The following is a 12,445-nucleotide window of genomic DNA, read 5'->3' as shown; positions in this document are numbered from 1 at the left end:
GGCTACAGCGCGCGGATCAGCTCCAGCGCCTGGTGCAGGTCGCCGCACACCGCCAGCGCGCTGGCGCGGTCTTCGGCGCTGGGGGTGAGCAGATCCGGCACCAGAATCACCCGGGCGCCGGCGGCGACGCCGGCCTGCAGGCCTAAGCGGGAATCCTCCAGCACCAGGCAGCGTTGCGGCGCCACGCCCAGCCGGCTAGCCGCCGCGTGGTAGACATCCGGCGCGGGCTTGGCGCGCGGCACTTCGTCGCCGGCGACGGTGATGTCGAAAAAGGCGTCCAGGCCGCTGCGGGTCAGTTTGAGATCGGCCTTGAAGCGCTGGGTCGAGGTGGCGACCGCGCGCGGGATGCCTTGCTGCTCGGCCCAGCGCAGCAGCTCCAGAATGCCGGTTTTCAGCGGGATAGGCTCGTGGCGCAGGATGTGCTGGTAATGCTTGTCCGACCCCAGCTGCAGCCGGTCCGCCGCTTCGGCGTCATCCAGGTATTCGGCGACGAAATCGACGCAATCCTTGAAGGACAGGCCCACCATCGCGTCCAGCATTTCCTCCTTGATTTCGATTCCCAGCTCGGCGCCGGCGCGGCGCCAGGTCTCGTTGGAAATGCGCTCGGTGTCCAGCATCAAGCCGTCCATGTCGAACAATAGCGCGTCGAAGCTGCGTGACATCGTGTTTCTCCCGCTTGGATTGACTGTTTCTGTCTGGATTGTGCAACCAGGGCCGCCGGCTTGTCGAGGCGGGCGCTTGCCATCCGGCAGCGGCCGGCGCCATGGCTCTGGTATAGTGGCTGGGTTCAGCAGACAGGGGAGGACGATGTGCAGTCGGTACTGATAGCCAATCCCAAGGGCGGCAGCGGCAAATCCACGCTGGCCACCAATCTGGCCGCTTATTTCGCCGCCAGCGGCAAGAAGGTGATGCTGGGAGACGTAGACCGCCAGCAGACTTCGCTGCATTGGCTGGCGCAGCGCGGCGCCGGTCTGCCGGGCATCGCCGGCTGGGAAGTGGCGCCCAACGAGCCCAAGCGTCCGCCCAAGGGCACCGAAGTGGTGGTGCTGGACAGTCCGGCCAGCCTGCACGGCAAGAAGCTCACCTCGCTGCTGTCGCAGGTGGGCCACGTGATCGTCCCGATTCAGCCCTCGCCATTCGACATGTGGGCCAGCGAGGCTTTCTTCGAGCAGATGCTGGAGGAAAAGGCCATCCGCAAGAACAAGGCCTATATGGCGGTGGTGGGCATGCGGGTGGATCCGCGCACCCGCTCAGCGCGCGAACTGGAGCAGTTCCTGGCTCGCCACGACGTGCCGGTGCTCAGCTGGCTGCGCGACACCCAGCTGTACGTGCAGGCGGCGGCGGAGGGAATGTCGCTGTTCGACTTGCCGGCCTCGCGCACCCTGCGCGACCGCGAGGCCTGGCTGCCTATCCTGCGCTGGCTGGGCGAAGATCCGAGCGCCTGGTGCGACAAGTAGGAAATATTTTTACTTCGAAACACTTGACGGCCGCCGCCAAGCGGCGTAGCTTTGTTTCGTAACTGCGTGCGAGCCGAAACAGGCGTCGCAGGGGTCAGTGCAAATGGGAGCCCATCGGGCTCCCGTCTTTGTTTGGGGCCCCTGTTTTTTCATCCATACCTGTCTTTGGGAGCACACGCATGATCCAGACCGAACTCAACTACGGCGACGTATACCTGGTGCCGAAGAAAACCGTTGTCGACAGCCGCAAGGAGTGCGACACCGGCGTGCAATTCGGCCCGCGCCGTTTCGCCATGCCGATTTACCCGTCGAACATGAAGTCGGTGGTGTCGGCCGAAACCTGCGAGTTCTTCGCCCGCCAGGGCTGGTTCTACACCATGCACCGCTTCAATGTGGACGCGGTGGCTTTCACCGCCGACATGCAGGGCAAGGGCCTGTTCGCCTCCATCAGCGTCGGCGTCAACGACGACACCTACGAGCAACTGGCCGCGCTGCAAGCCGCCGGCTTGTCGCCGGAATACATGACGCTTGACATCGCCAACGCCTGGTGCGTGAAGGCCGAGCGCATGATCAAGCACATCAAGCGGCACTTCCCCGCCACCTTCCTGATCGGCGGCAACGTCGCCACCGCCGCCGCCGCGCGCGACCTCGAAGCCTGGGGCTGCGACGCGATCAAGGCCGGCATCGCCGGCGGCCGCGTCTGCATCACCAAGAACAAGACCGGCTTCCACCGCCCGATGATTTCCACGGTGCGCGACTGTGTCGGCGCGGTGAGCGTGCCGGTGATCGCCGACGGCGGCATCGTCGAGCATGGCGACATGGCCAAGGCCATCGTGTGCGGCGCCGCCATGATCATGGCCGGCTCGCTGTTCGCCGGCTACGACGAGTCGGCCGGCGAAATCGTGGAAATCGGCGGCAAGCACTACAAGGAATACTTCGGCAGCGCCTCGCAGTTCAACAAAGGCGCCTACGTCAACGTGGAAGGCAAGAAGATTCTGGTGGAGTACAAGGGCAGCATTCCCAAGCTGCTGCGCGAGTTGCAGGAAGACCTGCAATCGTCGATCAGCTACGCCGGCGGCCGCACCCTGGCCGCGCTGCGCGATGTGGAGATGATCCAGGTCCACCGCTGAGCCGGCGGCCAGACGCCGGCCGGCCTGTCTCTCAGTCGGCGGTCGGCACCTGGCTGTCGCGGCATTGCAGCCAGATCGCGCACTCCAGCTGCATGGCGGTTTCGCCGCGTTGGTTGCGGGTTTGCCAGCGCACCTTAACCACGCCGAAGCCGGGCTGGCTGCCGGAGCGGCGCTTATCCAGCACTTCCACTTCCACCTGCAGCGTGTCGCCGGGCCGGGTCGGCTGCGGCCAGCGCATCTGGTCGATCTGCATGCCGATCAGGCCGTTGGCTGCCTGGCCCAGCGCCGATCCTTCCACCAGCCGCATGGAGAGGCTGCTGGTGTGCCAGCCGCTGGCGGCCAGCCCGTTGAAGAAGGAGTCTTTCGCCGCAGCCGGGTCGATGTGGAAAGGCTGGGGATCGAACTGGCGGGCGAAGGCGATGATTTCCGCCTCGCTCAGCGTGTGGGTCGGGCTGAGGAAGCGTTGGCCGGGCTGCAGGTCTTCAAAGTAAATCATGTCTGAACTTACGTTAACGTAATGCTAAGCCTCGAAGCATAACGCCGGCATCGACATTGGTCAAAGTCAAGACAGTCACGGGCGGCATTGGCGCGGGATCGTCAGTCTGGGTCCGCCAGCGCGCCGGCGATGGCGGCGGCCAGGCCCGCCGGATTGTCCCAGGCCAGCGAATGGCCGGCGTCGGCGACGATGCGGATGGCGACGCCGTGCCGCGGCAGCCATTCGGTGTCCGGGTCCGGCAGCGATTTTGCGCCGAAGATCAGGCAGCGCGGCATGGTCAGCGCCAGCAATTGCTCGCGCCAGCCGACCGGGCGGCCCTTGACCAGTTCGGCGGCGGCGCGGTGCGCGGCCAGCGGCGAAGCGGCCGCCATGCTGCCGGCCCAGGCGGGATTGTCGCCGCGGCAGGCGGCTATGATCTCGGCGTGCCCGCGTTCGATGTAATCCCGCTCGTCCCAGGCCGCCAGCGCGCGGCTGAAACTGCCGCCGCCGCTGTCCAGATTGGGCTCGGCGGCGATGAGCCGCCGCACGCGGCCAGGCTGTAGCGTGGCCAGCTCGATGGCGACGCTGCCGCCCATGCTGTGGCCGAACAGGTCGACGGCGGGCAGATCCAGCCGCTCCAGCCATTGGCTGAGCGCCAGGGCCTGCGAGCCGGTGTCGTAGCGGAAGTCGTCGGGCTTGTCGCTGAAGCCGAAGCCCAGCAGGTCCACCAGCAACGCGCGGCGGCCGGCGAGGGCCGGTTCGGCCAGGAGGCGCGGGTAGTCGAACGACGAGGCGCAGCCGAGGCCGTGCAGCATCAGCAGCGGCGCGCCGTGGCCGGGAAGGTCGTGGTAGCGCAGCACCGCGTCGGGCTGGGCCAGCTTGAAGTTTTGCATGTCGGCTCCGGTTTCGGCGTGTTCAGTTGGTCAGCGCGTACAGGGTGGTGTTGCGCAGGCTGCCGTCCGGCGCGATGCGCTCCTGGCGCATGATGCCCTCCAGCGTGAAGCCGGCGCGTTCCGCCACGCGGCGGCTGGCCACGTTTTGCTCATCGGCCAGGCAGGCGATGCGGCGCAGGCCCAGTTCCTGCCGCGCGAATGCGCAGATGGCGCGGGCGGCTTCGCTGACCAGGCCCTGGCCCTGCCAGTCGCGGTGGACCCAGAAGCCGATCTCCGCCCGCCGGTGTTTCCAGTTGATGTCATGCAGTCCGCTGGCGCCGACGAAGTGGCCGCCATCCTTCAAAAACAGCAGCATGGTCAGGGTTTTGCGGGAGAGGTAATCGACGCGGCTTTGGCGGCAGAAGGTTTCCGAGATATCGACCGACGGCTCTTCCAGCGCCCAGGGCATGGAGGCCGGGAAAGCGCGCAGCGCTTCCAGCGAGGCGCAGACTGCGGAATATACGATGGGGCCGTCGCCCGGCTGCGGGCTGCGCAGAATCAGGCGTTCGCTTTCGATCTGGTCGGGGATGTCGCGCAGAATATCGTCCATGCCATGCTCCTTGCATTGTGCGATGCAATATTAACGTCACGGCATGAAATATTACAATTCGAAATTCAGACGCGCAGCGCGGCGATCAGCGCGGTTTCCAGCGCCAGCGCGGTCTTGTCGTCCTTCAGCGCCGCGCCGCGGATCAGGAAGGAGTCCTCGGCGCGGCTGCCCAGGGTCATGATCTTGGCCGACTGCACGTCCAGCCGGTAGTCGGCCAGCACCTTGGCGATGCGGGCCAGCAGGCCCGGCCGGTCGCCGGCGACGATGGACAGCACGAAGGCGCTGTCCCGGTCGTCGGGCCGCATCGATACCTGCGGCGTGATGGGGAAATGCTTGAGGTGGCGGCTGATGCGGCCCGGCGGCGGCAGCTGCAGCGGCTTGTCCTCCGCCAGGCTGGCGGCCAGCTCGAATTCGATGAAGTTGATCATGTCGCGGTAGTCGCCGTCGTGATGCTCGGGGACGAAGACATGAAAGGTGTCCAGCGCGTAGCCGTGGCGGGTGGTGTAGACCTTGGCGTCGGCGATGCTGTAGTTGGTGCGGCCGAAGAAGGCGCAGGCGCGGGCGAACAGCTCGGGCTTGTCTGGCGAGTAGATCAGCACCTGGATGCCTTCGTGGTCGTCGGCCAGCCGCGCCCGCACCATGGGTTGGGCCGGCGCCAGCTGGCGGTTGAGCGCGCGGGCGTGCCAGGCGATTTCCTTGGCCTCGTGGCGCAGGAAGTAGACGGTGTCCAGCTGCGCCCACAGGCCGGCCTCGGCGCCGTCGGGGATCGCGTGCAGCCGCAATTGCGCGCGCGCCTGGTTTTTGCGGGCTTCCAGTTCGGAATTGATGTCCATGCCGCCGCCGCGCGACAGCACCCGGTAGGTGGCGTGGTACAGGTCCTCCAGCAACTTGGCCTTCCAGGCGTTCCACACCTTGGGGCTGGTGCCGCGGATGTCGGCCACCGTCAGCAGGTAGAGCGCGGCCAGCCGGCGCGGCGTTTCCACCAGGTCGGCGAAGCGCTGCACGGTTTCCGGGTCGTAGATGTCCTGTTTCTGCGCGATGCTGGACATGGTGAGGTGCTGGCCGACCAGCCAGCTCACCAGCCGGCTGTTTTCCTCCGACAGGCCGTGCTGGCGGCAGAAGGTTTCGGCGTCGGCCATGCCCAACTGCGAATGGTCGCCGCCGCGGCCCTTGGCGATGTCGTGGAACAGTCCGGCCAGGTACAGGACTTCCGGCTGCTCGAAATCGCCGATCAGCCGCGACAGGAACGGGTACTCGTGGTTGTAGGCGCTGATGGCGAAGCGGCGCAGATTGCGCACCACCATCAGGATGTGTTCGTCCACGGTGTAGACGTGGAACAGGTCGTGCTGCATCTGGCCGACGATCTGGCCGAAGTTGGGCAGGTATTGTCCCAGGATGCCGTACAGATTCATGCGCCTGAGCGTGCGGGTAAGGCCGGCGGGCTCGCGGAAGATCTGCATGAAGGTCTGGCGGTTGCGCGCGTCCTGGCGGAAACGTTCGTTGATCTGGCTGCGCGCGTGCCACAGCGCGCGCAGCATGCGCGGCGCGAAGCCCGACAGTTCCGGATGGCGCTGCAGCGTGAGGAAGGCTTCCAGTATCGCCTGCGGATGCTTGTCGAAGACATTGGCCTCGCGGATGCCCAGCATGCCGTTGACCGAGTGGAAGTAGTCGTTGATGTGCTGGGTGACGCGCGGCACCTGGCAGTAGATGCGGCCGCGCAGATTGGGCAGCAGGATGCCGTTGAGCTGGTTCACTGTCTTGGCGGCGCGGAAGTAGAGCTGCATCAGCTGCTCGCTGGCGCGCTTGGCCGGCGTGTCAGCCAGGCCCCAGGCCAGCGCCACCTGTTGCTGCAGGTCGAAGATCAGCCGGTCTTCGCGGCGGCGCGCCAACAGGTGCAAATCGATGCGCAGCTTCAGCAGCTGGTCTTCGCTGTGCTTGATCAGCCTGGCTTCTGCCAGGGTGAGGATGCCGCGCCGCACCAGCGCGTCCCAGTTGTCGCCCAGCCCGGTCGCCTTGCTGATCCACAGTATGGTGTGCAGGTCGCGCAGGCCGCCCGGGCTTTCCTTCAGGTTGGGCTCCAGATTGTTGCTGACGCCGAAGTGGCGGGTGTGGCGCTGCTGCTGCTCCAGCGTCTTGCCTTCGAAGAAGGCCAGCGGGTCGCGCTGCGCCTCCAGCCGCGCCATCAAGGCGCGCCACGGCTCGGCCGGGCCCGCCACCAGCCGGTTCTCCAGCAGATTGGTTTCCACGGTGATGTCGGCGGCGGCCTCGCGCAGGCATTCTCCCGGCGTGCGCGCGCTGTGGCCGATCTCCAGGCCGATGTCCCACATCAGCGCGATGAACCGGCTGGCCTTGTCGGCGGTTTCCGCCGGGGTGGGCTCGGGCAGCAGGATCAGAATGTCGACGTCCGAGCCGGGAAACAGCTGGCCGCGGCCGTAGCCGCCCACCGCGATCAGGCTGGCGGATTCGTCCAGGCCCTGTTCGCGCCACAGTTCGGCCAGCACTTCATCCACCGCCTGGCTGTAATGCCGCAGATAGGCCTGCGGATTGCGCTCGGCGCGGTAGCGTTCGGCCAGTTGCTGTCGCTTGTCGGCCAGCGTCTGCCGCCAGTGCTGGAGGGGAGCGGCCGCAAGCGCCATGTCAGCGCCTTTCCTGTTTGACGATGATGGCGATGCCGGCCAGCAGGAAGCTCAGCGTCGGCAAGGTGGCCGACAGGATGGCGTTCCAGTCGTACAGGAGGCCCAGGTGGCCGAACAGGCGATTGACGAAGTGGAAGCTGACGCCCAGGCAGATGCCGGCGAACAGCTTGATGCCCAGCTGGCCGTGGCGGCGCTGCTGCGGGGTGAAGGCCAGCGCCACCAGCGCCATCGAAATGCAGGCCAGCGGATAGAACAGTTTGCTCCACAGCGCGATTTCGTAGCGTTGTGTCTGCTGCTTGTTCTTTTTCAGGTGCTCGATGTAAGTGAGCAGATTGAGCGCCGACATTTGCTCCGGCACTACCAGCAGCACGGACAGGATTTCCGGCTCGACGATGGATTTCCACTTCAGCAGCGGGTAGGTGCTGCTGGCGGTGTGGTCGCGCGCGATTTCGGTTTCCTTGACGTTCTCCAGCTGCCAGCTGCGCTCGTTCTTCAGGAAGGTGCCTTTCTCGGCCAGCCGGGTGCGCACCAGTTTGAAATTCTGGTCGTAGGTGTAGATGCGCACGCCGAGCAGGGTGTTGTCCGGCAGCATTTCATGCACGTTGATGAAGTTCTGGTTGTCCTTCACCCAGATGCCGGAGCGAAACTCCTGCGCCACCATCGAGTGGGTGGCCGACAATTTCATCCGTTCCGCCTCCTGCATCGCCCACGGGGAGAGAAATTCCCCCAGCAGGATGGTGAGGACGGCGAAGCCCAGCCCGAATTTGAGCAGCGTGGCGGCAATCTGCCGCAGGGTGACGCCTGAGGTGCGGATGACCGTGTATTCGCTGGAACTGGCCAGCTGGGTCATCGCCACCATGCCGCCGATCAGCACCGCCAGCGGCATCAGTTCGTAGGCGTGGCCCGGCATCAACAGCGCCACGTAGCCCGCCATCACGCCGGCGGTGTAATTGCCGGTGCCCAGCGCGGGCACTTCGCCCAGCAGGTCGAAAAAGCCATACAGGCCCAGCAGGGCCAGCAGGGTGAACAGGGTGGACTGGGTCAGCGTGCTGACGATGTAGCGGTGAATGAGTTTCATCGGAAAGGTCTGTCAGTTTTTACCGAGCATCTGCGCCAGCGACTGGCCGAACGGAATCTGCGGCCGGTTGCGGTGCTTGAGCAGAGCCAACGCCAGCAGCAGCATCAGGATGTGGACCACCGCCACCGCCCACACGCCGGTTTTGCCTTGCGTGATCCAGTTGCGCGCGACGGTGAGGCCGTTCTGATAGACGAAGAACGCCAACAGCGCGAACAGCAGGTTGTAGGTATGGCCGCTGCGCGGATTGTAGTAGGACAGCGGCAGCGCCAGCAGCGCCAGGATGATGCAGCTGATCGGCATGGATAGCCGCCAGGCCAGCTCGGCCTTGTACTCGGGGTTGCCGCTGCCCAGCAATTGGCTGGTGGGGATGGATTGGCGGTTGCTGGCCGGGCTGTTGATCGCCTGGCCTTCGCCTATGCTGGCCGTATAGCGTTTGAATTCGCCGACTTGATAATCGGCTTTGCCCGGTTCGCCGACATAACGCTGGCCGTCTTCCAGCACCAATACCCGTTCGCCGTCGGGTTTGGTCGAAATATAGCCATGCTTGGCGAAAATGGTGCTGACTTTGCCGTCGGTCATGTCTTGCATGAAAATATTGGTGGCGGCGCTGTGCAGGCCGGAATAATTTTCAATGAAGTAAACCTTGGTCGACGACGCCGATTCCTTGAACACGCCCGGGGAAATGGCGGAGATCTCCTCGCGGCGTTTGATGATTTCCGCGTAGTCCTGGCTGCGCTGGTCGGCCCACGGCCCGACGAACAGGGTGACGCCGGCGATCAATATCGCCAAGGGCAGGGCGAAGCGCATGATGGGCCAGATCCAGTCGCGCAGCGACAGGCCGGAGGACAGCCACACCACCATTTCGTGGTCGCGCCAGCTGCGGGTGAGCACCACCAGCACGCTGACGAAGACGGTGAGAATCATCAGTACCGGGAAAAAGCCCAGCGTCCAGAAGCCGATCAGCGCGGTCACCGCCTCGTTGGCGATCTGGCCTTCGGCGGCGCGGCCCAGCAGGTTGATGGCTTGGGTGGAGACGATGATGGCCAGCAACACGACGAAAACGCCCAGGGCGGTCAAAGTCAATTCGCGTGTCAGGCTTTTTTGAAAAACCATTTATTCAGTGCCTTTTTGACTTTTTGTGAAAAGCATTGTGATAATTCGATGAGACAATTCTGAAGCGCCGTTTTTGGCAAATTTGGACCATTACAACAATCTTGCGTTCACCGGCGGTAAGCGCGCCCGTCTTTCCCGAGCTTAGACGGCCGTCATGAGGTGGAGCAACCGACACTCGTTCTACAAGCGGAGTACCTATGGAATTTAACATAAAAAGCGGCAGCCCGGAGAAGCAGCGCGTCGCCTGCGTGATAGTCGGCGTATACGAATCCCGCAAGCTGACCTTTGCCGCCGATCTGCTCGATCGCATCTCCAACGGCTTCATCAGCGACGTGATTCGCCACGGCGACATGGAGGGCAAGCTGGGCAGCACGCTGGTGCTGCATTCGGTGCCGCACACGCTGTGCGACCGCGTGATGCTGGTCGGCCTGGGCAAGGAACGCGAATTCCGCGCCAAGGAATACCGCGAGGCGGTGCGCGCCTCGATCAAGGCGCTGACCCAGACTTCCGCCGGCGAAGCCGTCAGCTACCTGTCCGAACTCACGGTGAAGAAGCACGATGTCGAGTGGATGATCGAGCAGGCCGCGGTGGTCACCCTGGACGTGCTGTACCGCTTCGACCGCTTCAAGAGCAAGTCCGACGAGCCGGTGCGCGAGCCGCGCAAGCTGACGCTGGCCGTGCCGCGCCGCAGCGACCTGGCCGACGGCGAAAAGGGCCTGCAGCGCGGCCTGGCCATCGGCAGCGGCATGCGGTTGGCCAAGGACCTGGGCAATCTGCCGCCCAATGTTTGCACGCCGGCCTATCTGGGCGGCGAAGCGCTGAAAATGGCCGAAGCTTTCGGCGCCGCGGCCGAGGTGCTGGGGCCGAAGGAAATCGCCGAACTCGGCATGCATTCCTTCCTGTCGGTAGCCAAGGGCAGCTCTGAAGAGGCCCGCCTGATCGTGCTCAAGCACCAGGGCGCCAAGGACAAGAACGACAAGCCCATCGTGCTGGTGGGCAAGGGCATCACCTTCGACTCCGGCGGCATTTCGCTGAAGCCGGGCGAGGGCATGGATGAAATGAAGTACGACATGTGCGGCGCCGCCACCGTGCTGGGCGCCTTCCGCGCCGCGGTGGAAATGAACCTGCCGCTGAACCTGGTGGCCATCGTGCCGGCCTGCGAGAACATGCCCAACGGCAACGCGGTGAAGCCTGGCGACATCATCACCTCGATGTCCGGCCAGACCATCGAAGTGCTGAACACCGACGCCGAAGGCCGCCTGATCCTGTGCGACGCGCTGACCTACGCCGAGCGTTTCGGCCCGGCCACCGTGATCGACGTCGCCACCCTCACCGGCGCCTGCGTGATCGCGCTGGGCCATATCGCCACCGGCCTCTACAGCAACCAGGACAGCCTGGCGCGCGAGCTATTGGCCGCCGGCGAAGAAGTGGCAGACCGCGCCTGGCACATGCCGCTGTGGGACGAATACCAGGAGCTGCTGAAGAGCCCGTTCGCCGATATGGCCAATATCGGCGGTCGTCCGGGCGGCAGCGTCACCGCGGCCTGCTTCCTGTCGCGTTTCGCCAAGGCTTACGATTGGGCGCACTTGGACATCGCCGGCACCGCCTGGAAGGGCGGCAAGGAAAAGGGCGCCACCGCGCGCCCGGTGCCGCTCCTGGTGCAGTTCCTGCAGGACCGCGCCGACATCGCGCTGGGCAATGTGGTGCGCAGGGGCCGCCCGCGTCGTGAGACGCCTGAAGTGGCAGAAGATGACCAGGATTGATTTTTACACCAATGTCGCCGATCCGCAGGCTTTTGCCTGCAGATTGGCCGATACCGTGCAGCGCAAGCAGGAGCGGTTGCTGATCTGGCTGGACAGCGAACGCGAAGTCGAGGTGTTCAGCAACCGCTTGTGGAGTTTCGGCGATACCCGCTTCGTGCCGCATTGCCGGCTGGAAGCGCCGGAGGCGGGCCAGACTCCGGTCTGGCTGACGGCCCGCCTGCCCGACGATCTGGCGCATCCGGTACTGCTGAACCTGGGGCCGCAGCTGCCCTATGCAATCGAACGCTTCGAGCGCATTCTTGAGATAGTAGGGCGGGATCCGGCCTCGCTGGCGACCGCCCGCGAGCGCTTCCGTGCCTACCGTGAGCATGGCTGCGAAGTCCAACATCACGACATGAGCCAAACGTCATCATGACTGAGTCGCCGAAGGCCAATGACGCAGACTGGAACGGTCTCAACCTGCCGGTTTTGACCGATGTGGTGGAGGAGCCGGCGGTGCCGGTTCTGGCGGAAGAGGCGCCGGCCGTCGCGGCGGAGGTTCCCGAGTTCGACTTCTCTTCCGAGCTGGATGTGCTTGCCGCCGAGCTGGATGGCGAGGCCGAACTGGAAATCCCAGAGCTGTCGCTGGCCGATCTGCTGGCCGATGACGCCCCCGCGGCCGACGAGTCCGCCTCTCTGGGCGGGCTGGACTTCAGCAACCTGCCTTCGCTGGAGTTGAGCGATGCCGACGGCGCGGACGAGTCGGCCGATGGGCTGGGCTTCGTGCTGGAGCCCCGCGACGCGCAGCTGCCGTCTGCCGCGCCGGCCGCCGAAGATTTGACGCCGTCCGAGCCTGTCGAGGCGAAGGCTGCGGAAGCGGCCAGCGCAAGCACAGCCTCGGCGGAACCGGAGCTGAGCTGGGAAGACGTGGTGGCGGCATCTTCACAAGCGGCGGAATCCGCATTAGCGGAGCCGATGGCGCTGGATATGGCGACGCCGGAGGAGAGCGGCGAAGCCGCGCCCCACTCGGAACCGTCCCCAATCGCGGAGCCGCCCGCATTTACTTCGATATCGATAGACAGCCTGCCAAGCGGGGTGCTGGGCGGCGGCGTGGGCCGCGAGCCGGCGCCGGCGGAAACCGGCCTGGAATGGCTGTCCTCCCTGCCCAAACCGGAAATCCCGCCGGCCTCCCAGGAGCAGGTGCTGCAGGAGGCCGAACGCGTTCTGGCGGATGAGCGGGCCATGCAAGATGCCGGGCAAGCGACTGCGCCGGAATTGAGCGAAGCCATTGCCGAGCCGGAAGCGCCGATGCCGGAAGAACTGCCTGCCGCT

11 protein-coding genes and 1 pseudogene are annotated in these 12,445 nt (G+C 65.2%); 5 read left to right on the top strand and 7 right to left on the bottom strand.

The window, feature by feature from the left end; all coding sequences use genetic code 11:
* Window positions 1–2: 2 nt before the first annotated feature.
* Window positions 3–662: an HAD family hydrolase gene (locus MY55_RS19775; RefSeq protein WP_043575906.1), complete on the bottom strand. Its 660-nt coding sequence runs from the start codon at window positions 660–662 to the stop codon at window positions 3–5.
* A 147-nt stretch (window positions 663–809) separates the two neighbouring features.
* Between MY55_RS19775 and MY55_RS19770 the strand changes: the two genes are divergently transcribed.
* A complete protein-coding gene (locus tag MY55_RS19770; protein ID WP_043575903.1) occupies window positions 810–1,457 on the top strand; it encodes a ParA family protein in 648 nt (215 codons plus the stop codon).
* Window positions 1,458–1,636: 179 nt separating this feature from the next.
* On the top strand, window positions 1,637–2,587 hold the full coding sequence (locus MY55_RS19765; RefSeq protein ID WP_043575898.1) for a GMP reductase: 951 nt from the start codon (window positions 1,637–1,639) through the stop codon (window positions 2,585–2,587).
* Window positions 2,588–2,618: 31 nt separating this feature from the next.
* On the opposite strand, the gene MY55_RS19760 is transcribed toward MY55_RS19765, so the two are convergent.
* The 6 genes from MY55_RS19760 to lptF form a co-directional block, all read right to left on the bottom strand.
* The gene (locus tag MY55_RS19760) at window positions 2,619–3,083 is read right to left on the bottom strand and encodes a MaoC family dehydratase (RefSeq protein WP_047236289.1); all 465 of its coding nucleotides are present in this window, start codon (window positions 3,081–3,083) and stop codon (window positions 2,619–2,621) included.
* 101 nt (window positions 3,084–3,184) lie between these two features.
* Complete coding sequence (locus MY55_RS19755; RefSeq protein WP_043575895.1) at window positions 3,185–3,955, bottom strand: alpha/beta fold hydrolase; 771 nt, start codon at window positions 3,953–3,955, stop codon at window positions 3,185–3,187.
* 22 nt (window positions 3,956–3,977) lie between these two features.
* Window positions 3,978–4,544 carry a GNAT family N-acetyltransferase gene (locus tag MY55_RS19750; RefSeq protein WP_043575890.1) on the bottom strand — a complete coding sequence of 189 codons (567 nt, stop codon included), beginning with the start codon at window positions 4,542–4,544 and terminating at the stop codon, window positions 3,978–3,980.
* A 65-nt stretch (window positions 4,545–4,609) separates the two neighbouring features.
* Complete coding sequence (locus tag MY55_RS19745) at window positions 4,610–7,180, bottom strand: [protein-PII] uridylyltransferase (protein ID WP_047236287.1); 2,571 nt, start codon at window positions 7,178–7,180, stop codon at window positions 4,610–4,612.
* Window position 7,181: 1 nt separating this feature from the next.
* The gene (gene lptG, locus MY55_RS19740) at window positions 7,182–8,258 is read right to left on the bottom strand and encodes an LPS export ABC transporter permease LptG (protein ID WP_043575888.1); all 1,077 of its coding nucleotides are present in this window, start codon (window positions 8,256–8,258) and stop codon (window positions 7,182–7,184) included.
* A 12-nt stretch (window positions 8,259–8,270) separates the two neighbouring features.
* Window positions 8,271–9,371, bottom strand: a complete 1,101-nt coding sequence (gene lptF, locus MY55_RS19735) for an LPS export ABC transporter permease LptF (protein ID WP_047236286.1) — start codon at window positions 9,369–9,371, stop codon at window positions 8,271–8,273.
* Between the two features lie 197 nt (window positions 9,372–9,568).
* Here lptF and MY55_RS19730 point away from each other — a divergent pair, with 197 nt between their 5' ends.
* The 3 genes and pseudogenes from MY55_RS19730 to MY55_RS19720 form a co-directional block, all read left to right on the top strand.
* Window positions 9,569–11,134, top strand: coding sequence for a leucyl aminopeptidase (locus MY55_RS19730; protein WP_047236285.1), 1,566 nt, complete (start codon window positions 9,569–9,571; stop codon window positions 11,132–11,134).
* Window positions 11,121–11,549, top strand: a complete 429-nt coding sequence (locus tag MY55_RS19725) for a DNA polymerase III subunit chi (protein ID WP_043575880.1) — start codon at window positions 11,121–11,123, stop codon at window positions 11,547–11,549. Before MY55_RS19730 ends, MY55_RS19725 begins: the two co-directional genes overlap by 14 nt.
* Window positions 11,546–12,445, top strand: a pseudogene (locus MY55_RS19720) (hypothetical protein); the annotation flags it as partial. The gene MY55_RS19725 and the pseudogene MY55_RS19720, both read left to right, overlap by 4 nt.

It is taken from the genome of Chromobacterium subtsugae (genome assembly GCF_001676875.1).
In the GTDB taxonomy this organism is placed as follows: Bacteria; Pseudomonadota; Gammaproteobacteria; order Burkholderiales; family Chromobacteriaceae; genus Chromobacterium; species Chromobacterium subtsugae.
Note: the sequence above shows the minus strand (reverse complement) of the source record. Positions and strands in the feature narration are given on the sequence as shown.

Excerpts from the sequence above, each read along its gene's own strand:
- MY55_RS19775 (WP_043575906.1), bottom strand. The coding sequence starts at position 662 with ATGTCACGCAGCTTCGACGCGCTATTGTTCGACATGGACGGCTTGATG.
- MY55_RS19765 (WP_043575898.1), top strand. The coding sequence starts at position 1,637 with ATGATCCAGACCGAACTCAACTACGGCGACGTATACCTGGTGCCGAAG.
- MY55_RS19760 (WP_047236289.1), bottom strand. The coding sequence starts at position 3,083 with ATGATTTACTTTGAAGACCTGCAGCCCGGCCAACGCTTCCTCAGCCCG.
- MY55_RS19755 (WP_043575895.1), bottom strand. The coding sequence starts at position 3,955 with ATGCAAAACTTCAAGCTGGCCCAGCCCGACGCGGTGCTGCGCTACCAC.
- MY55_RS19750 (WP_043575890.1), bottom strand. The coding sequence starts at position 4,544 with ATGGACGATATTCTGCGCGACATCCCCGACCAGATCGAAAGCGAACGC.
- MY55_RS19745 (WP_047236287.1), bottom strand. The coding sequence starts at position 7,180 with ATGGCGCTTGCGGCCGCTCCCCTCCAGCACTGGCGGCAGACGCTGGCC.
- lptG (WP_043575888.1), bottom strand. The coding sequence starts at position 8,258 with ATGAAACTCATTCACCGCTACATCGTCAGCACGCTGACCCAGTCCACC.
- lptF (WP_047236286.1), bottom strand. The coding sequence starts at position 9,371 with ATGGTTTTTCAAAAAAGCCTGACACGCGAATTGACTTTGACCGCCCTG.
- MY55_RS19730 (WP_047236285.1), top strand. The coding sequence starts at position 9,569 with ATGGAATTTAACATAAAAAGCGGCAGCCCGGAGAAGCAGCGCGTCGCC.
- MY55_RS19725 (WP_043575880.1), top strand. The coding sequence starts at position 11,121 with ATGACCAGGATTGATTTTTACACCAATGTCGCCGATCCGCAGGCTTTT.